This is a genomic window from Cupriavidus sp. FW306-01-F10A (assembly GCF_058782785.1).
Genome location: NZ_JBYSYA010000005.1, coordinates 194,736 through 212,520, shown reverse-complemented (window position 1 = coordinate 212,520; position 17,785 = coordinate 194,736). Strand labels below are relative to the sequence as shown.

Sequence of the window (17,785 nt, the reverse complement as noted above, 5' to 3'; positions counted from 1 at the left end):
ACCGGATACTGCGTATCCGGTCCGCAAGACACCAGGTCTTGCCGACCCGCCGATGGCATCCGCCCGGCGGGTTTTTTCATGGGCGCGCGCCCGCGCGCGGAGCGGTCCGCCGCAATGTTACGGAATTGCAAAGCCGAAAAGAAAAAGCGCCGCGACCCTTGCGGGTGCGGCGCGCTTTGCTGCGCTCTGGCGCGGCCCTGCGGGGCCGCGAGGGCTCAGTGCGTGACCCGCGTCACGCCGCCCGAGGACAGCAGCCGCACGCGTTCGCCAGGGCGGAAGGCTTCGTCGGCCTCCTGCGTGATCGCGCGCATCTCGCCGTTGTCCAGGCGCACGGTGATTTCCAGCCCGCGGCGCTGGTTGATCTTGTTCTCGGCCGCGCTGCCGGCAATGCCGCCGAGCACCGCGCCAAGGATCCCGGCCGCCACCGCGCCGTTGCCGCCGCCGATGGTGCTGCCGGCGGCAATGCCGCCGATGGCACCGCCCGCGAGCGTGCCGGCGCCGCTCTGGCCACCCTGGATGGTGACCTCGCGGATGCCTTCGACCACGCCGTAGCGCACGGTCTGTTCGCGCTGCGCCTGGCCGGTGCCATAGACGCTGTTGGAGTTGGATTGCGTAGCGCAGCCGGCAACCAGGGCGGTGACGGCAAGGACGGCAACGGCACCGCCACGTAGCTTGTTGTTCATGTCGTTTCCCGAGAAGAAGCCACGCGCTGGCCGCAGGTCAGGCGTAGCGGTACCCGAATGCAGACTGGAACCGGTTGCCGATTTCCTCGCGCGACAACCAGTGATTCTGCGGACCCTGTTGCGCGATCTTGACCGAACCCATCAGCGATGCCAGGCGGCCAGTCGTTTCCCAGTCTAATCCGTTTTCAATGCCGTAGAGCAGGCCGCCACGGAAGGCGTCGCCACACCCGGTCGGGTCCACGATGCGCTCGGCCGTAACCGCCGGAATCGCGTACTGGCGACCATCGGCAAAGATGCTGGCGCCGCGCTCGCCGTGCGTGACGATGAAGGCACGAACCTTGGCGGCAACCTCGGCGCTGGTCCATGCGGTGCGGGATAGCAGGACCTGCGCCTCGTAGTCATTGACTGTCACGTAACTGGCGAGTTCAACGAACTCGCGCAGGTCTTCCCCGTTGAACAGGGGCATCGCCTGACCCAGGTCAAAGATGAATGGCACGCCGGCTTCGGCGAACTGGCGCGCGTGGTGCAGCATGCCCTCGCGGCTGTCGGGCGCGACGATGCCCAGGCCCGGCGCGCTGGCGCCGCCGAGCGCATCCTTGACGTGGTTCAGCTGCGACTGGCTCATTGCGCCAGGGTGGAAGGCGGTGATCTGGTTGTTGTCCAGGTCGGTGGTGATCATGGCCTGCGCCGTGAAGGTCTCCGGCAGCACGCGGATGTGGCCGGTGGCGATCTCCAGCTTGCGCAGGTAGTCCAGGTAGGGTTCGGCATCGGCGCCGACGGTGGCCATCACCACGGGATCGCCGCCCAGCATCTTCAGCGTGTAGGCGATGTTGCCGGCGCAGCCGCCGAACTCGCGGCGCATGCCGGGCACCAGGAACGAGACGTTCAGCATGTGGATCTGGTCCGGCAGGATGTGTTCACGGAAGCGTCCGTCGAACGTCATGATGGTGTCGTAGGCGACGGAGCCGCAGATCAGGCTGGCCATGCTCTCTCCAGGTGTTGGGGTGATTGGGTGGAACGGAGCCCTTGCGGGCAGTATCGGTCGGGCAGAAAACAAAAAGCGGCCGCCCCGGGATGCGGGCGGCCGCTGCCGTCCGGGAACCCGCGGGTTCCCGGGCGTGCCGCTGATTTACTTCAGCGCGGCCAGGGCGGCGTCGTAGTCCGGCTCGGTCTTGATTTCCGGCACCAGCTGGCTGTACTTGACGGTGTCGTTCTCGTCGAGCACCACCACGGCACGTGCGGTCACGCCGGCCAGCGGGCCGGACTTGATGTCCACGCCGTAGTTGCCCTTGAACTCGGCGCCGCGCATGGTCGACAGCGGCACCACGTTGGCCAGGCCTTCAGCGGTGCAGAAGCGGCCCATGGCGAACGGCAGGTCGGCCGAGATCGTCAGCACCACGGTGTTGGCGAGGCCGCTGGCGGCTTCATTGAACTTGCGCGCGGAGGCCTGGCACACCGGGGTATCCAGGCTCGGCACGATGTTCAGCACCTTGCGCTTGCCGGCGAAGTCGGCCAGCGTGACGTCCTTCAGGTCCTTGCCGACCAGCGAGAAGGCGGGGGCCTTGTCGCCGGCTTGCGGGAACTTGCCTGCGACTTCGATGGCGTTGCCGCCGAGGGTGACGTTGCTCATGTCTACTCCTTGTTGTCTGATGGATTTCCGGTTCGTGTCCGGAGCGGGGGGCGCGGCCTGCCGCCGGACTCGGATTCGGTCCGGCGGCGGGCCAGGGATTCAGGGGTAAAAAATCAGCACGCGATAGTTGGCTGGCGCCTGCTGCGTCCGGAATCGTACCCGAACCGGCAGCTCCATGCCCGCGCGAAGACCCTGCGCGGCAAAGGCCTTTTGCGACGGCTCCAGGTACTCCGCGGGTTGCAGCACGCGGCGCAGCAGCAGCTGGTCCTGCAGGTCGGTCATCACCAGCTCGATCGCGGGCAGGGCGGTGCTGGCGCGGCCCAGGTTGCGCAGCGTGACCGCCAGCAGGTAGGTGTCGCCGTCTTCATCCTGGCGCTGCAGCTGCGAGGTCTCGATGCGCAGCGCATCGATGTCGCGCCACGGCGGCACGTCGCAGCCCAGCGGCGCGCAGGCGGCCTCGAGTGCCGGGCGCAGCATCGGGAACTGGCCGGCCAGCTGGCTGCGCGCCAGGTAGACCACTTGCACGGCCGCGGCGATGGCAAGCACGACGGCGGCCACGCGCCAGGCGGAGCGGGGCACCGTCACGGGCTTGCGGGGCTGCCGTTCGCGTTCGCGCTCACGCGCGTGGCGCAGGAAGTCGGGGGCGAAGACCGGGCCGGCCGGTGCTTCGGTGCGTGCCCAGCGGCGCGTGGTCTGCTCGCGCGCGACGGCGCCGCCGGTGACGCTGGAGGGCTGTCCGGTGTCGGGGGCGTTGCCGTCGTCGCCAACGGTGGGTGAGGCGGGCGCGGCAGGCGAGGCGGCACGGCGGGCCGATGCCTCATCCGGCCATGCGGTCGGCTCAGACCCGGCATCGGCTGACGCCGCGCGCAGGAACTCGCTTGCGCTGGGGATGTTGGCCGCGGGTGTCACCGGCGCGGGCCCGGCGTCAGCATCAGCGGGTCGCGGTGCTGCCGGTGCCGCCGCAGCGGCCGGGGAGGGGGCCGGTGCGGCCGGGGTATCGAGCGCGCCGTGATCGAGTGCCGGCCAGGCGGACGCGGACGCCGCTTGTGCCCGCTGTGCCGGCGCATCCTCGGCGGGTTCCGGTGCCGTGACGGGGGCGGGCTCGGCCGCCTCCGGGCCGGCAGCCTGGCGTTCCGCCTCGCGTGCATCGCGATGGGCGACGGCTTCGTTGGCTTCGCGCAGCGCCTGTTCGATCTCGGCGTCTTCCATGCCAGTGGGTGCCGGCATGGCCATGTCCTCCGGCGACGACATCAGCATCGTCGGCGCATCCAGCGCCGGCACGTCATAGCCGGGGTCGATGGTCGGGGTGAAGGCAGGCTGCGGCGCAGGCGCGGCTTCCGCCGATGCGGGCGGCGCCGGGGGAGCGGGAGGGGCGGCCGGCGAAGCTGCCGCAGACGGCGCCGACGACGCCGACGACGCCGACGACGCCGATGATGCAGCGCCGGCCGGCAGCGGAATCTCGATCAGGTGCTCGCGCGCGTCGAACACCGTTTCGCACTGGCCGCAGCGCACCAGCCCCTGGCGCAGGCGCAACTGGTCGGCGACCAGCCGGAAGGCGGTGCGGCAGGCCGGGCAGCGCGTGACTAGCTTGACGGCGGCCATCGGTGTGAATCAGGGTCGGGCGCCGCGGGTGCCATGCAGGCACACCCAGCCTTCCTCGCTGCGCCACACCGTCAGCGGCAGCCAGGGCGCGTAGGCCGCGGCGACTTCATCGGCCTGGCGCTCCAGCACGCCGGACAGCACCAGCCGTCCGCCGGCGCGCACGCGCGCGCTCAGCATGGCGGCCATCAGCTTGAGCGGATTGGACAGGATATTGGCGACCACCAGGTCGTAGCTGGCCTCGGACACCGATTCGGGCAGCGCGAACGAGGCTTCCACGCGGTTGCGCTCGGCGTTGTAGCGCGACGCTTCCACCGCGTTGGGATCGATGTCGATGCCGACGGTATCGCCAGCGCCCAGCTTGCGCGCCACGATGGCCAGGATGCCGGAGCCGCAGCCGTAGTCGAGCACGGTTTCGCCCGGCTTCAGGTTCTGCTCCAGCCACTGCATGCACAGCCGCGTGGTGGGATGGCTGCCGGTGCCGAAGGCCAGGCCGGGGTCCAGCTCCAGCACCACGGCATCGGGCTCGGGTGCGTCGTGCCACGACGGCACCACCCAGATGCGCTCGCCGATGCGGATCGGCTCGAACTGGGATTGCGTCAGCCGCACCCAGTCCTGATCCTCGACCGCGCGCAGCTGGTAGGCCGGCACCGGGTCGATGCCCAGCTGGTTGGCGGCTGCCGCCACCACCACGGCCGGATCGGCATCGTCGCCGAACAGCGCCACCACGCGCGAGCGGTTCCACGCGAGTTGCTTCGGTTCCAGCCCGGGCTCGCCAAAGAGCGGCTGCTCGTCGGGCGTGTCGGCATCGGCGTCTTCCACCGAGACCGACAGCGCGCCGAGGTCGAACAGGGCATCGGACCAGGCTTCGGCCTGGTCCTGCGCCACTTCGATCACACATTCCTGAAATGCCACGGGCTTCCTTGCTTGCTGCTTGTGTATTGCGGGTAACGTTGCGTCAGGCCTTCGCGCGCTCCGCCAGGCGATGCTCGAGGTAGTGGATGCTGGTGCCGCCTTCAACGAAGTTGGCATCCATCATCAGCTCGCGGTGCAGCGGCACGTTGGTCTGGATCCCGTCCACCACCATTTCCGACAGCGCGATGCGCATGCGGGCAATGGCCTGCTCGCGCGTGGCGCCGTAAGTGATGATCTTGCCGATCATCGAATCGTAGTTGGGCGGGACGAAGTAACCATCATACGCGTGCGAGTCGACCCGCACACCCGGGCCGCCGGGCATGTGCCAGGCGGTGATGCGGCCCGGCGACGGCGTGAACTTGAACGGATCCTCGGCGTTCACGCGGCATTCGATCGCGTGGCCACGGAACTGCACATCCTTCTGGCGCAAGCGCAGCTTCTCGCCGAAGGCGATGCGGATCTGCTCCTGCACGATGTCGATGCCGGTGATCATCTCGGTGACCGGGTGCTCGACCTGCACGCGCGTGTTCATCTCGATGAAGTAGAACTCGTTGTTCTCGTACAGGAACTCGAACGTGCCGGCGCCACGGTAGCCCATCTTCTTGCAGGCCTCGGCGCAGCGGTCGCCGATGCGCTCGATCAGGCGGCGCGGAATGTGCGGTGCGGGAGCTTCCTCGATCACCTTCTGGTGGCGGCGCTGCATCGAGCAGTCGCGCTCGCCCAGCCAGATCGCTTGGCGGTGCTGGTCGGCGAGGATCTGGATTTCCACATGGCGCGGGTTCTCGAGGAACTTCTCCATGTAGACCTCGGGATTGCCGAAGGCGCGGCCGGCTTCTTCACGCGTCATGTTGACGGCGTTGATCAGCGCGGCTTCGGTGTGCACCACGCGCATGCCGCGGCCACCGCCGCCGCCGGCGGCCTTGATGATCACCGGGTAGCCCACGCGGCGCGCGGTGGCCAGGATTTCCTTGGGGTCGTCGGGCAGGGCGCCGTCTGAGCCGGGCACGCACGGCACGCCGGCCTTGATCATGGCTTGCTTGGCCGACACCTTGTCGCCCATCAGGCGGATGCTGTCGGCGGTCGGGCCGATAAAGACGAAGCCGGATTTCTCCACGCGCTCGGCAAAATCGGCGTTCTCGGACAGGAAGCCGTAGCCGGGGTGGATGGCCTGCGCGTCGGTCACTTCGGCGGCCGAGATGATGGCCGGCATGTTCAGGTACGACAGCGGCGACGGGGCCGGGCCGATGCAGACGGCTTCGTCTGCCAGGCGTACGTACTTGGCCTCTTTGTCGGCCTCGGAGTACACCACGACCGTCTTGATGCCCAGTTCGCGGCAGGCGCGCTGGATGCGAAGAGCGATTTCGCCGCGGTTCGCGATCAGAATTTTTTCAAACATGGTCTCTCTCTGCGAGAACAGTAGCGGTCCCGCTGCGCGCCGCAATGGCACGCCGGGCGCGCGGCCCGGGGGCTGTCGCCGCCGCGGCTGCCATACTGCGCGGAACTGCATGGAACTGCACGGAACGGGCCGCGAAGCCCACAACGTCCCTGGCGCCAAACAACGCCATGGCTTGCCGCGCGGGCGCTGCTGCGGGGGCCACTTGCGTGGCCGGTGGCAGCGTGCGGCGTGGCATGCCGGTCAGGATCAGCCGATCACGAAAAGAGGCTGGCCGTATTCGACGGCCTGGCCGTTCTCGACCAGGATTTCCTTGATGACACCGGCCTTGTCGCACTCGATTTCGTTGAGCAGCTTCATGGCTTCGATGATGCAGACGGTCTGGCCTTCCTTGACCGAGTCGCCGACGTTGACGAACGGCGCGGCGCCCGGCGACGGCGCACGGTAGAACGTGCCCACCATCGGCGAGGTCACCACATGGCCGGCGGGCAGCTGGGCGGCGGGCTCTGCAGCCGGAGCCACGGCACCGGCCGCCGGTGCGGCGGCCGCGGCGGGCGGCAGCGCCTGCATCTGCGGCATGGCCATCGGCGCGGCGACGATTTGCGGCGGTTGCTTGACGATGCGTACCTTGCCGTCGCCTTCGGTGACTTCCAGCTCGGAGATGCCGGATTCGGCCACCAGGTCGATAAGCGTCTTCAGCTTGCGCAGGTCCATCTTTTTATCCTCCTGAATCGGGTTATCCGGCCGCTGCCCGGGACGGGCCGCGGCGGAAGAATCGTGTTGCCGGCCACCGGAAATCCACGCCCGCCGTGCCGAGGCACGCCAACGGGCGCAGGCCGCCGGGCGGCGCGCGCAGGTTGTCGAAAAAATCTTGGGAGTTCAGCTCCCCGAACTCTCGGGTGGCGGCTGCTCCTGGCCCAGCACATAGTCCAGCGCCAGCAGGTAACCCTGCCAGCCAAGCCCGCAGATCACTCCGACCGCCACCTCGGAGAAATAGGAGTGGTGGCGAAAGCTTTCGCGCCGGTGCACGTTGGACAGGTGCACCTCGACGAACGGGATCGCTACGCCGGCCAGGGCATCGCGCAGTGCCACGCTGGTATGCGTGTAGGCAGCCGGGTTGATGATGATGAACTCGACCCCTTCCGCGCGTGCGGCGTGGATGCGGTCGACCAGTGCCCCCTCATGGTTGGACTGGAACGTATCCAGCGAAATGCCGGCTTTTGCCGCGCGTTCGGCCAGGGCCGCGTCGATATTGGCAAGCGTCGTGTGCCCGTAGGTTTCCGGCTCGCGCGTGCCCAGCAGGTTCAGGTTTGGCCCATGCAGGACCAGCACCTTGCGGTAGCGGGCTGAGCGACGGATAGAGCGGGTTGCAGTCACGGCGGCTCGACCAGATCAACGAAATTGCGCGGAGATTACCGTAGCTTAGAGGGATTTGTCTAGCGCGCGATACAAGGCTTGACGACCTTGCGCGGCGCTTTGGCGGCCCTTTAAGCACTTTCTGGCCGTTTTGGCGCCCCGGCGAAACAAATCGCTGAAGAAAAACGAAATTCAGCGAATTTGGCGGAAGAATACGCTCAGGCTCGTGGCAGCACGGCCCGCAGTTCCTCGGCCGTCACCCGTCCCATCTTGCGGTACTTGACCGATCCGTCCGGGTTGATCACCACCGTGTAGGGCAGGCCGCCGGCGCTGTTGCCGAAGTTGCGCGACAGCTCGGTGCCGGCAAAACCGGCCACGGCGAGCGGGTAGGCCACCGGGACCTTGGTGGTGAACTGCTGGATATTGGCGGCTGAATCGATGCCGATGCCGACAAACTCCACCTGGCGATTCTTGTATTCCTCATGCAGCGCGGTCAGCTCCGGCATTTCCTCGACACACGGCCCGCACCAGGGCGCCCAGAAGTTGATCACCACGGTCTTGCCGCGCAGCTTGCCCAGGTCCAGGTCGGCGCCGGCGGCGTCGGGCAGGCGTGTCTGGAAGAAGGTTTCCACCGCCTGGTCGCTGGCGGGCTTGGGCGAGAACACGAAATGGCCGGCCAGTGCGCCGGCGGCGCAGGCGACCACGGCCACGGCGATCCAAAGCCAGAGGCGGGAGCGGCGGGCGGGCGAGGAAACGGTTTCAGTCATGGGGATGGCTTGGACCAGTGAAGTGGGGGGCAGGCATCAGGCCGGGTCGGCATCGCCGGGCGCGTCCATCAGCGCCCGTACCGCCTGCACGTCGGCGCGGGCCGGGCGGCCCGAGGCGTCGGCACGCACGGCGCCGCGTTCGTCGACGGCATCATACAGTGCAATATGAATGCCGACTGGGGCACCCAGTTCCGCGCGCACCTCGCCGGCGAGCAGCCGGGCCTCGCGGCGGTCGGGCCACTGGCCCTTCCACAGGAAGCTGAGGGTCTCGACCTCGCCGCGGCCGCCGAAATGCCGGCTCTCGCTGGTCTCGAAGTCCACGCCGGCGTTGATCAGGTGCAGTGCCGCGTCCTTGGCGCTGTCGCAGAAGCACTGCAGATAGATATCGGAGTGCTCGGTGGCGGTGCCGTTGAGCACGGCGCCGACCAGGTAAGGCCGGAACGGCGCCAGGTCTTCCATGGCCAGCACCGCCAGCCGGCGCAGCAGCGCCAGCACGCGGGGCTGGCTGTCGGCGTGGAACAGCGCCTGGTAGGCGCGCACTTCGGCTTCGACCTGTTCGTTGTCGGGCAGCCATTCGCCGGGCACGCGCTGCTCGCCCAGCACCTGGCGGGCGGCCTTGCGCTTGGCGGTGGCGTAGTCGGCACCGTCCTCGGCGATCATCCGGGCGGCAGCCTGGGCGATTTCCTCGCGCAGGCGGGTGGGGTCGGGGGTGGTGCGTCGGGTCATGCCCCATGATACCGGACGCTCCCGCGCAACCGGTGCGCGCGCTGCCGCAGTGCAGCGAAGGCCGCGGGCGCTCGGGTACAATCGGAGGCTTCCTGCCCGGCCACCGCACCGCAAGACTCGGCCTGAAACAGCCGCCATGCCGCCGCGCCACGCCGGGTGCCGAATCCCCACGCCTGCGGGCTTCAAGTCTTTCCGGGAACCCATGCATATTCATATCCTTGGCATCTGCGGCACCTTCATGGGCGGCCTGGCGGTGCTGGCCAAAGAGGCCGGCCACCGCGTCACCGGCTGCGATGCCAATGTCTACCCGCCGATGAGCACCCAGCTCGAGGCCCAGGGGATCGAGCTGATCGAAGGCTTCGACCCCGCGCAACTGTCGCTGGAGCCGGACCTGTTCGTGATCGGCAACGTGGTCTCGCGCGGCAATGCGCTGATGGAGGCCATCCTCGACCGCAACCTGCCCTATGTGTCGGGTCCGCAATGGCTGGGCGAGCACGTGCTGGCGCGCAAGTGGGTGCTGGCGGTGGCCGGCACCCACGGCAAGACCACCACCACGTCGATGCTGGCCTGGATCCTGGAGGATGCCGGCTACAACCCCGGCTTCCTGGTGGGCGGGGTGCCGCAGAACTTCGGCATCTCGGCGCGCGTGAGCGAATCGGACTTTTTCGTGATCGAGGCCGACGAGTACGACACCGCCTTCTTCGACAAGCGCAGCAAGTTTGTCCACTATCGCCCGCGCACTGCGATCCTGAACAACCTGGAATACGATCACGCCGACATCTTCCCGGATCTGGCGGCGATCGAGACCCAGTTCCACCACCTGGTGCGCACCGTGCCCGGCCAGGGCCGGGTTGTCGTCAACGGCCTGGAGGAAAGCCTGGCACGCGTGCTGGAGCGCGGCTGCTGGAGCGAGGTCGAGCAGTTTGGCGTGGGCGACTGGCGCGAGAGCGATGCTGCCGCCACTGCGGCGCCCGGCAAGGACGCCTTCGACGTCTGGTTTGGCGATACCGTCCAGGGTACCGTGGTGTGGGACTTGCAGGGCACCCATAACCGCATGAATGCGCTGGCCGCGATCGCCGCCGCGCGCCATGTGGGCGTGCCGGCCGCGCAGGCGATCGAATCGCTGTCCCGCTTTGCCAACGTCAAGCGCCGCATGGAAGTGCGCGGCGTGGCGGGCGGCGTGACCGTCTATGACGACTTCGCCCACCATCCGACCGCGATCCAGACCACGCTGGACGGGCTGCGCCGCCGCGTCGGCGATGCCCGCATCCTGGCGGTGCTGGAGCCGCGCTCCAACACCATGAAGCTGGGCGTGATGAAGGCGCAACTGCCGGCCAGCCTGGAGCAGGCCGACCTGGTGTTCGGCTACGGCGCCCCGGCCGGCAAGGACGCGCTGGGCTGGGACCTGGCCGGATCGCTGGCGCCGCTGGGCGACAAGGCCGCCGCCTTCCAGGACCTGGGCACGCTGGTGCAGGCCGTGCGTGCCGCGGCGCAGCCGGGCGACCACGTGCTGGTGATGAGCAACGGCGGCTTCGGCGGCGTGCACCAGAAGCTGCTGGACGCCCTGAGCCAGGGCGCCGCAAGCTGACCGGCGGGAAGGACCACCATGCTGCTGTACCTGCACGGATTCCGCTCCTCGCCCCAGTCGTTCAAGGCCCGGCTGGTGCAGGAGCGCATGCGCGAGTGGGGCGTGGGCCGCTACTACGCCTGCCCCACGCTCAATGTCTCGCCCGAAATGGCCATTGCCCAGGCGCAGGCCGCGATCCGCGCCGCGCAGGCCGGCGGCGACCAGGAGATCGCCATCGTCGGCTCGTCGCTGGGTGGCTTCTATGCCCGCTGGCTGGGCGAGCGCCATGGCTGCAGGACCGTGCTGCTCAATCCGGCCATCCATCCCTGGACCGACCTGGAAGCGTACCTGGGCGAGCAGCCGCTGTGGCACGGCGGCGGCTCGGTCACGGTCGAGCGCCGCCATCTGCAGGAACTGCTGGACCTGCGCGTGGACACCATCACCGATCCCGGACGCTATTACCTGCTCGCCGCCACCGGCGACGAAGTGCTGGACTACCGTGAGATGGTCGCGGCCTGCCCGGGCGCAAACATCCGCGTGATCGAGGGCAGCGACCACGGCATCAGCGAATTTGCCGACTACGTCGACGATGTGCTCGCCTTCTGCGGCTACGGCCCCGGCGGCAAGGTGCCGGCAGGCGCAGGCCCGGCATGAGCGCGCAGTCCGCGCGCCGCTGCAGCTGGAGCCCGCACCTGGCCTTTGATGCGGCCATCACGCCCAACCTGCGGCGCTGGGTGACCGGTGACGACGGCTCGCTGACCGCGCGCCTGGTGGCAGCATCGGAGCGCTTTCGCGTGGCGCGCCTGCTGCAGCGCCCGCAGCGCCCGCTCGCCGATGAATGGCAGGTGCTGGGCCAGCACGACCGCACCCCCGCGCTGACGCGCGAGGTGCTGCTGATCTGCGACGATATTCCCGCCATATTTGCCCATACTGTGGTGCGCCAGCGCCATGCGCGCCGCGACTGGCCGTTCCTGCGCGGGCTGGGCGAGCGCCCGCTGGGCGGCCGGCTGTTTGTCGACCCGGCGGTGGCGCGCGAGCCGTTCCAGTTTGCGCGGCTGCTGCCGCACCATCCGCTGCGCCAGGCCTTGCAGCGAGTGCTGCCGGCCATGGCGCCACTGCCCATGCTGCCGGCGCGGCGCTCGGTGTTCCGGCGCGGCGACGGCGTCATGCTCGTGACAGAAGTGTTCCTGCCGGACCTGCTGTCGCGGCCATCCCCGGGGACCGAGGCGATTCCGCATCCCAGGTATTTGCGGACGACAGACCGAAGCCCCTCTACACACACTACCGAAACCAAGAAAGAGACCACGAGATGAAACTGCAGGGTCGGGTTGCCATCATCACCGGTGCCGCCGGCGGCATCGGGTTTGCCACCGCGCAGCGCTTTGCCGCCGACGGCGCCATTGTCGTCCTGTGCGACGTGCAGGAAGAGCGCGTGCGCGAGGCCGCCGACAAGCTGGCCGCCACCGGCGCCACCGTGTCGGCCTACCGCGTCGACGTGACCCGGCGCGACGAAGTCGATGCCATGGTGGCCGCCGTGCTGGCCGCGCACGAACGCGTCGACATCCTCGTCAATAACGCCGGTATCACCAAGGATGCACGCCTGGCCAAGATGACCGAGGCCCAGTTCGATGCCGTCATCGACGTCAACCTGAAGGGCGTGTTCAACTGCGCGCAGGCCGTGGCCGGCCTGATGAGCGAGCAGGGCAAGGGCGTGATCCTGAACGCTTCCAGCGTGGTCGGCCTGTACGGCAACTTCGGCCAGACCAACTACGCCGCCAGCAAGTTCGGCGTGATCGGCTTCACCAAGACCTGGGCGCGCGAGCTGGGCCCCAAGGGCGTGCGCGTGAACGCGGTGTGCCCGGGCTTCGTCAATACCGAGATCCTGCAGACCGTGCCGGAAAAGGTGCTGGACGGCATGAAATCGTCGTGCTGGCTGCGCCGCCTGGCCGAGCCGGCCGAGATCGCCAGCATCTACGCCTTCCTGGCCAGCGACGACGCCAGCTACGTCAACGGCGTGGCGATCGAGGCCAGCGGCGGCATGTCGCTCTGAGCTGCGTGGGTGCACGCACCCCGCCGGGGCGCCGGCCCCCGCAGGCGCCGGAGCGGGGTGCGGTATCATTCCAGGTCTCAGGCCGTATCGATACGGCGTGGCCCGCGGCCAGCGGTTTGCACCCCGCGCGCCGCACTCGCTTCCGTTCGCACGCATTTGCGCCCGGTTGCACCATTTCTCCCACAGGACCCGCCCCGGCGCTGCCTCTTGGCGGCCAGACGCGGTTCCGCGCATTTCTGAAAGTACCGATCGATGCAGTTGCTGTTCGAAGAAGGCGGCGAAATCCGCGCCGGCACCGTGCTGAACCAGCAGGGCGAGGCTTACCAGGTAGAGCTGCCAGCCGGCAAGCGCACCAAGGTCAAGTCGCGCGACGTGCTGCTGCAGTTCGCGCAGCCGTCGGCAATCGAGCTGGTGCGCCAGACCGGCGACATGATGGCCGAGATCGACCTGGACTTCCTGTGGGAATGCGCGCCCGAGGCTGAATTCGGCTTCGCCGAGCTGGCCGCCGAATACTACGGCGCCGAGCCCGGCCCGGTGCAGCAGGCGGCGCTGGCGATGGCGCTGCACGGCAACCCGGTGTACTTCCGCCGCAAGGGGCGCGGCCGCTACCAGCGCGCGCCCGAAGACCAGCTCAAGGCGGCGCTGGCCGCGCTCGAGCGCAAGCGCCAGCAGGCGCTGGTGCAGGCCGAGTACGAAGAGCAGCTCAAGGCGCTGACGCTGCCGGAGACGTTCCGCAACAAGGTGCTGCAACTGCTGTTCAAGCCGGACAAGAACAGCCTGGAATACAAGGCCATGGACGCCGCCTGCACCGCGCTGGGCATGACCCCGATGCGGCTGATGGTGGCCGCCGGCGGCGTCGCCAGTGCGCGCGCGCTGCATGAGGCCAAGTTCCTGGCCGAGTGCTTCCCGAAGGGAACGGGCTTTCCGGAAACCGACGTGCCCGAGCCGCCCGCCGACCTGCCGGTGGCCGACGTGGAGGCATTCTCGATCGACGACGTCACCACTACCGAGATCGACGATGCGCTGTCCGTGACCAAGCTGCCCGACGGCAAGCTGCGCATCGGCATCCATATCGCCGCGCCCGCGCTGGGCATCCGCCGCAGCGAACCGCTCGATGCAGTCGCGCGCCAGCGGCTGTCCACGGTCTATTTCCCGGGCGACAAGATCACCATGCTGCCCGACGCCGTGGTGGAGCGCTACACGCTGCAGGAAGGGCGCACGTGCCCGGCGCTGTCGCTGTATGTGACGGTGGACCCGACCGTGTGGCTGATCACCGGCAGCGAGACCCGCGCCGAGCTGGTGCCGATCGCCGCCAACCTGCGCCACAACCTGCTCGACGATGTCATCACCGAGGCTGCGCTTGCCGCGGGCACCGGCGACTACCCGTTCCGCGACGCGCTGACGCAGCTGTGGCACTTTGCCGGCTACCTGTACGACGAGCGCCAGAAGGCGCGCCTGGCCAGCGGCCTGCGCCCCGAGACCCACAACCGCGCCGACTTCAATTTCTACCTGGACGACCAGGCCGACGGCAGCCAGCGCGTGCGCATCGAACAGCGCAAGCGCGGCTCGCCGCTGGACAAGATCGTTGCCGAGCTGATGATCCTGGCCAACAGCACCTGGGGCAAGCTGCTGGCCGACAACGGCGTGCCGGGCATCTACCGCACGCAGAAGGCGTGGGGCATGCACCGCACCCGCATGCAGACCTACCCGGCACCGCACGAGGGCCTGGGCGTGGCGCAGTACGCTTGGAGCACCTCGCCGCTGCGCCGCTATGTCGACCTGGTCAACCAGTGGCAGATCCTGGCGGTGGCCCAGCACGGGGTGACCGCCAAGCTGGTGGCGCCGTTCAAGCCCAAGGACGCCGACCTGCTGGCCGCGGTGGCGGACTTCGAAGGCACTTACGCCGCCTACGCCGACCACCAGTCGACCATGGAGCGCTACTGGTGCCTGCGCTGGCTCAAGCAGGAAAAGCGCGAGCGCATGGTGGCCTCGGTGCTCAAGGAAGGCGCGGTGCGCTTTACCGAGATCCCGCTGGTCACGCGCGTGCCCGAACTGGTGCAGGCGCAGCGCGGCACGCAGGTGCTGCTGGAGATCGGCGAGACCGACGAGATCACGCTGGAAGTGTCGTGCCGGGTGCTGGAGATCTTCGCCGGTGAAGGCGAAGTGCCCGAGGAAGAGCTGGAAAGCGACGAGGAAGCCGCAGAGCTGTCCGCCGAAGCCGCTGCCGATGCAGCCGCCGAGGAAGCGGCCGAGCAGGCCGCCGGGGTCTCGGACGAAGCCCCGGCCGAAGCGGGCGACGACGATGCCGGCGCGGCGTCGGGCGAGCGCGACACCGGCACCCCGGCCGCCGGCTGAAGCCTTCGGAAATCGGCGGCGCTCACTTACAATGCCTGTCTGATCCGGGGCCCGCCGCCCCGGTCTTGCCAGGCCGCCGGCCCGGACCGGTTCGGGCCGCCGCCCGCCCTTCAGCCACCCTCCATCCATCGTGAACGCCACACTCGCCGCTCCCCGCCACTGGTGGCATGCCAGGTGGCACAACAGCAGTACGCTGGCCAAGGCGCTGGCCATTTCCGTGGCCGTGCACGTGCTGCTGCTGATGGTGCGGGTGGCTGCGCCCGAGGTGTTCGAGATCAAGCGCAGCGATGCCGCGCTGGACGTGGTGCTGGTCAATGCCAAGTCGGCGCAGAAGCCGCGCAACCCGACCGCGCTGGCGCAAGCCAACCTGGACGGCGGCGGCGACCATGACCTGCAGCGCGCTACCACGCCGCTGCCCGCGCAGACCCAGACGCAGGAAGGCGACCTGGTGCGCCAGGTGCAGCGCCGCGTCGAGCAGCTGGAACAGGAGCAGCAACGCCTGCTGACCCAGTCGCGCGAGGCCGCGCCGTCGGTGCGCAACCAGCCGCTCAAGCCCGGCGAGAAGCGCCAGGACACCCCGCAGCGCGGCCAGGACGAGCGCACCTCGACCGACGAGATGGCCAGGCTGGAGGCCGAGATCGGCCGCAACCTGGACCACTACGCCAAGCGGCCCAAGCGCTTCCAGCTGACCGCCACCAGCGCCCAGGCGGTCGACTACGCGCAGTACTACGACCGCCTGCGCCACAAGATCGAGGCGCGCGGCACCACTGACTTCCCGCAACGCAACGGCAAGCCGCTGTACGGCCAGCTGATCCTGGTGATCAACGTCAACCGGCTCGGCAAGCTCGGCTACAACCGCGACGGCTACAACGTCGATGCCATCGACGTGGTCAAGAGCTCGGGCGATCCCGCGCTGGACCGCCAGGCCGTGGCGATCGTGCGCGCGGCCGCGCCGTTCGGCCCCTTTACTGCCGAGATGGCGTCGCGCCAGGACATCCTCGAAGTCATTTCCACTTTCAAGTTTTCGCGCAACGGGCTGGAAACCCGCTTGCAGGCACGCTGATGACATCCACTGATTCTTCCCAAGCCACTTCCGACCGCTATGTGGTGATCGGCAACCCGGTTGCGCACAGCCGTTCGCCGGCGATCCACGCGGCCTTTGCGCGCCAGACCGGCGAGGCCGTGCAATACGACCGCCTGGAGGCGCCGCTGGACGGGTTTGCCGATGCCGTGCGCCAGTTCTTTGCCGAGGGCGGCTATGGCTGCAATGTCACCGTGCCGTTCAAGCTCGAAGCCTATGACCTGGCCGACCGCCTGACCGAGCGCGCCGAGGCCGCCGGCGCGGTCAACACGCTGTGGATCGAAGAGGGCCTGATCCATGGCGACAACACCGACGGCATCGGCCTGGTGCGCGATATCCAGGACAACCTCGACACCCTGATCGAGGGCAAGCGCGTGCTGCTGCTGGGCGCCGGCGGCGCCGCCATGGGCGCGATGCTGCCGCTGATCGAATGCCGGCCGTCGCGCATCGTGGTGGCCAACCGCACCGCCTCGCGCGCGAGCGACATGCTGGAAGAGTTTGTCGAAGCCGCCGACCAGTACGGCGTGGAGCTGTGGGGCGGCGGGCTCGATGCGCTCGACGGGCTGTCCGAGGACGAAGCCGTCGACGTGGTCATCAACGCGTCGTCCAGCAGCCTGCATGGCGAAGTGCCGCCGGTGCCCGAGTTCCTGCTGGGCGAAGGCGTGCTGGCCTACGACATGATGTACGGCGCCGAGCCCACGGTGTTCCTGCAGTTCGCCGCGCGCTGTGGCGCGCGCACCAGCGACGGCCTGGGCATGCTGGTCGAACAGGCGGCTGAAGCGTTCTACAGCTGGCGCGGCGTGCGCCCCCGCACCGCCCCCGTGCTGGCCGAGCTGCGCGCCGCGCTGCAGGCCGAACGCAAGGGCTGACCGGGGCGCCGCCAGCCGTGGCCAACCGCAACCGCGCAGCCAGCGCCAGCCGCGGCGCAGCCCCCGCACGCACGGTGTTCAACCCGGTCCGCTGGCTCGGCTACCTGCTGGGCTGCGTGGCGGCGGGCGTGGTGGCGATGCAGCTGTACTTCTTCGTGCAGATCGCAAGCTGGCAATACATCAATCCTTCGACGACCACGTTCATGCGCGCCGAGCGCTGGCGCCTGTGCGGCATCAACCTCTGGAACTGCGGCATCGACCGGCAATGGGTACCGTACGACCGCATCTCGCGCAACCTCAAGCGCGCGGTGATCGCCAGCGAGGACGCCGACTTCGTCAACCATCCGGGCTATGAGCTGGATGCCATGCTCGATGCCTGGGAGCGCAACAAGAAGCGCGGGCGCATCGTGCGCGGCGGTTCCACCATCACGCAGCAGCTGGCCAAGAACCTGTTCCTGTCGTCCGAGCAGCAATACCTGCGCAAGGGCCAGGAGCTGGCAATCACGTGGATGCTCGAGTTCTGGCTGGACAAGCAGCGCATCTACGAGATCTACCTGAATTCGGTGGAGTGGGGCGAGGGCGTGTTCGGCGCGCAGGCCGCGGCGCAGCACTACTTCCGCACCAGCGCCGACAAGCTCAGCGTGGGCCAGTCCGCGCGCCTGGCCGCGGCGCTGCCGGCACCCAAGTGCTTCGACAAGAAGGAATACTGCGCCAACGTGCGCGTGAATTTCCGCGCCAAGGCAAGCACCATCGCGCGGCGGATGGGGGCAGCCACGCTGCCCGACTGAGCCCCG

General features: G+C 68.7%; 18 protein-coding genes. 8 read left to right on the top strand and 10 right to left on the bottom strand.

The window, feature by feature from the left end:
- Positions 1-215: 215 nt before the first annotated feature.
- The 10 genes from AC3WLF_RS10000 to AC3WLF_RS09955 all read right to left on the bottom strand — a co-directional run bounded on the left by AC3WLF_RS10000 (position 216) and on the right by AC3WLF_RS09955 (position 9,069).
- Positions 216-683, bottom strand: coding sequence for an outer membrane lipoprotein (locus tag AC3WLF_RS10000; RefSeq protein WP_010813178.1), 468 nt, complete (start codon positions 681-683; stop codon positions 216-218).
- A gap of 37 nt (positions 684-720) precedes the next feature.
- The gene (locus tag AC3WLF_RS09995) at positions 721-1,668 is read right to left on the bottom strand and encodes a carbohydrate kinase family protein (protein WP_492356091.1); all 948 of its coding nucleotides are present in this window, start codon (positions 1,666-1,668) and stop codon (positions 721-723) included.
- A 144-nt stretch (positions 1,669-1,812) separates the two neighbouring features.
- Positions 1,813-2,313, bottom strand: a complete 501-nt coding sequence (tpx, locus tag AC3WLF_RS09990; protein WP_010813180.1) for a thiol peroxidase — start codon at positions 2,311-2,313, stop codon at positions 1,813-1,815.
- Positions 2,314-2,412: 99 nt separating this feature from the next.
- Positions 2,413-3,915 (bottom strand): DUF3426 domain-containing protein, encoded by a 1,503-nt coding sequence (locus tag AC3WLF_RS09985; protein WP_492358133.1) that lies wholly within the window; start codon positions 3,913-3,915, stop codon positions 2,413-2,415.
- A gap of 9 nt (positions 3,916-3,924) precedes the next feature.
- The gene (gene prmA, locus AC3WLF_RS09980; RefSeq protein WP_492320303.1) at positions 3,925-4,827 is read right to left on the bottom strand and encodes a 50S ribosomal protein L11 methyltransferase; all 903 of its coding nucleotides are present in this window, start codon (positions 4,825-4,827) and stop codon (positions 3,925-3,927) included.
- A 43-nt stretch (positions 4,828-4,870) separates the two neighbouring features.
- Positions 4,871-6,223: an acetyl-CoA carboxylase biotin carboxylase subunit gene (gene accC / locus AC3WLF_RS09975; RefSeq protein ID WP_010813183.1), complete on the bottom strand. Its 1,353-nt coding sequence runs from the start codon at positions 6,221-6,223 to the stop codon at positions 4,871-4,873.
- Positions 6,224-6,469: 246 nt separating this feature from the next.
- Positions 6,470-6,934 (bottom strand): acetyl-CoA carboxylase biotin carboxyl carrier protein, encoded by a 465-nt coding sequence (gene accB, locus AC3WLF_RS09970; protein ID WP_492320302.1) that lies wholly within the window; start codon positions 6,932-6,934, stop codon positions 6,470-6,472.
- A gap of 165 nt (positions 6,935-7,099) precedes the next feature.
- Complete coding sequence (gene aroQ / locus AC3WLF_RS09965) at positions 7,100-7,597, bottom strand: type II 3-dehydroquinate dehydratase (protein WP_492358132.1); 498 nt, start codon at positions 7,595-7,597, stop codon at positions 7,100-7,102.
- A gap of 197 nt (positions 7,598-7,794) precedes the next feature.
- The gene (locus AC3WLF_RS09960) at positions 7,795-8,343 is read right to left on the bottom strand and encodes a TlpA family protein disulfide reductase (RefSeq protein ID WP_492320300.1); all 549 of its coding nucleotides are present in this window, start codon (positions 8,341-8,343) and stop codon (positions 7,795-7,797) included.
- A 36-nt stretch (positions 8,344-8,379) separates the two neighbouring features.
- Positions 8,380-9,069 (bottom strand): UDP-N-acetylmuramate--alanine ligase, encoded by a 690-nt coding sequence (locus tag AC3WLF_RS09955; RefSeq protein WP_492320299.1) that lies wholly within the window; start codon positions 9,067-9,069, stop codon positions 8,380-8,382.
- 202 nt (positions 9,070-9,271) lie between these two features.
- Here AC3WLF_RS09955 and mpl point away from each other — a divergent pair, with 202 nt between their 5' ends.
- The 8 genes from mpl (at position 9,272) to mtgA (ending at position 17,779) form a co-directional block, all read left to right on the top strand.
- Positions 9,272-10,657 (top strand): UDP-N-acetylmuramate:L-alanyl-gamma-D-glutamyl-meso-diaminopimelate ligase, encoded by a 1,386-nt coding sequence (mpl, locus tag AC3WLF_RS09950; protein ID WP_492351217.1) that lies wholly within the window; start codon positions 9,272-9,274, stop codon positions 10,655-10,657.
- Between the two features lie 18 nt (positions 10,658-10,675).
- Positions 10,676-11,290, top strand: a complete 615-nt coding sequence (locus AC3WLF_RS09945; RefSeq protein ID WP_492320297.1) for a YqiA/YcfP family alpha/beta fold hydrolase — start codon at positions 10,676-10,678, stop codon at positions 11,288-11,290.
- The gene (locus AC3WLF_RS09940) at positions 11,287-11,949 is read left to right on the top strand and encodes a chorismate--pyruvate lyase family protein (RefSeq protein WP_010813190.1); all 663 of its coding nucleotides are present in this window, start codon (positions 11,287-11,289) and stop codon (positions 11,947-11,949) included. The genes AC3WLF_RS09945 and AC3WLF_RS09940 overlap by 4 nt, the downstream gene beginning before the upstream one ends.
- Positions 11,946-12,686, top strand: a complete 741-nt coding sequence (locus tag AC3WLF_RS09935) for a beta-ketoacyl-ACP reductase (protein WP_492358131.1) — start codon at positions 11,946-11,948, stop codon at positions 12,684-12,686. The genes AC3WLF_RS09940 and AC3WLF_RS09935 overlap by 4 nt, the downstream gene beginning before the upstream one ends.
- A 252-nt stretch (positions 12,687-12,938) precedes the next feature.
- Positions 12,939-15,041 carry a ribonuclease catalytic domain-containing protein gene (locus tag AC3WLF_RS09930; RefSeq protein ID WP_492358130.1) on the top strand — a complete coding sequence of 701 codons (2,103 nt, stop codon included), beginning with the start codon at positions 12,939-12,941 and terminating at the stop codon, positions 15,039-15,041.
- Positions 15,042-15,171: 130 nt separating this feature from the next.
- Positions 15,172-16,104 (top strand): energy transducer TonB family protein, encoded by a 933-nt coding sequence (locus AC3WLF_RS09925; protein ID WP_492320294.1) that lies wholly within the window; start codon positions 15,172-15,174, stop codon positions 16,102-16,104.
- Positions 16,104-16,991, top strand: coding sequence for a shikimate dehydrogenase (aroE, locus tag AC3WLF_RS09920; protein WP_492320293.1), 888 nt, complete (start codon positions 16,104-16,106; stop codon positions 16,989-16,991). Before AC3WLF_RS09925 ends, aroE begins: the two co-directional genes overlap by 1 nt.
- 137 nt (positions 16,992-17,128) lie before the next feature.
- Complete coding sequence (gene mtgA, locus AC3WLF_RS09915; RefSeq protein WP_492320377.1) at positions 17,129-17,779, top strand: monofunctional biosynthetic peptidoglycan transglycosylase; 651 nt, start codon at positions 17,129-17,131, stop codon at positions 17,777-17,779.
- Positions 17,780-17,785: the final 6 nt, after the last annotated feature.

What these genes read in the sequence shown, in the direction of transcription:
- AC3WLF_RS10000 (WP_010813178.1), bottom strand. Translation starts at nt 683, where the DNA reads ATGAACAACAAGCTACGTGGCGGTGCCGTTGCCGTCCTTGCCGTCACC.
- AC3WLF_RS09995 (WP_492356091.1), bottom strand. Translation starts at nt 1,668, where the DNA reads ATGGCCAGCCTGATCTGCGGCTCCGTCGCCTACGACACCATCATGACG.
- tpx (WP_010813180.1), bottom strand. Translation starts at nt 2,313, where the DNA reads ATGAGCAACGTCACCCTCGGCGGCAACGCCATCGAAGTCGCAGGCAAG.
- AC3WLF_RS09985 (WP_492358133.1), bottom strand. Translation starts at nt 3,915, where the DNA reads ATGGCCGCCGTCAAGCTAGTCACGCGCTGCCCGGCCTGCCGCACCGCC.
- accC (WP_010813183.1), bottom strand. Translation starts at nt 6,223, where the DNA reads ATGTTTGAAAAAATTCTGATCGCGAACCGCGGCGAAATCGCTCTTCGC.
- accB (WP_492320302.1), bottom strand. Translation starts at nt 6,934, where the DNA reads ATGGACCTGCGCAAGCTGAAGACGCTTATCGACCTGGTGGCCGAATCC.
- AC3WLF_RS09960 (WP_492320300.1), bottom strand. Translation starts at nt 8,343, where the DNA reads ATGACTGAAACCGTTTCCTCGCCCGCCCGCCGCTCCCGCCTCTGGCTT.
- AC3WLF_RS09955 (WP_492320299.1), bottom strand. Translation starts at nt 9,069, where the DNA reads ATGACCCGACGCACCACCCCCGACCCCACCCGCCTGCGCGAGGAAATC.
- mpl (WP_492351217.1), top strand. Translation starts at nt 9,272, where the DNA reads ATGCATATTCATATCCTTGGCATCTGCGGCACCTTCATGGGCGGCCTG.
- AC3WLF_RS09945 (WP_492320297.1), top strand. Translation starts at nt 10,676, where the DNA reads ATGCTGCTGTACCTGCACGGATTCCGCTCCTCGCCCCAGTCGTTCAAG.
- AC3WLF_RS09940 (WP_010813190.1), top strand. Translation starts at nt 11,287, where the DNA reads ATGAGCGCGCAGTCCGCGCGCCGCTGCAGCTGGAGCCCGCACCTGGCC.
- AC3WLF_RS09935 (WP_492358131.1), top strand. Translation starts at nt 11,946, where the DNA reads ATGAAACTGCAGGGTCGGGTTGCCATCATCACCGGTGCCGCCGGCGGC.
- AC3WLF_RS09930 (WP_492358130.1), top strand. Translation starts at nt 12,939, where the DNA reads ATGCAGTTGCTGTTCGAAGAAGGCGGCGAAATCCGCGCCGGCACCGTG.
- aroE (WP_492320293.1), top strand. Translation starts at nt 16,104, where the DNA reads ATGACATCCACTGATTCTTCCCAAGCCACTTCCGACCGCTATGTGGTG.
- mtgA (WP_492320377.1), top strand. Translation starts at nt 17,129, where the DNA reads ATGCAGCTGTACTTCTTCGTGCAGATCGCAAGCTGGCAATACATCAAT.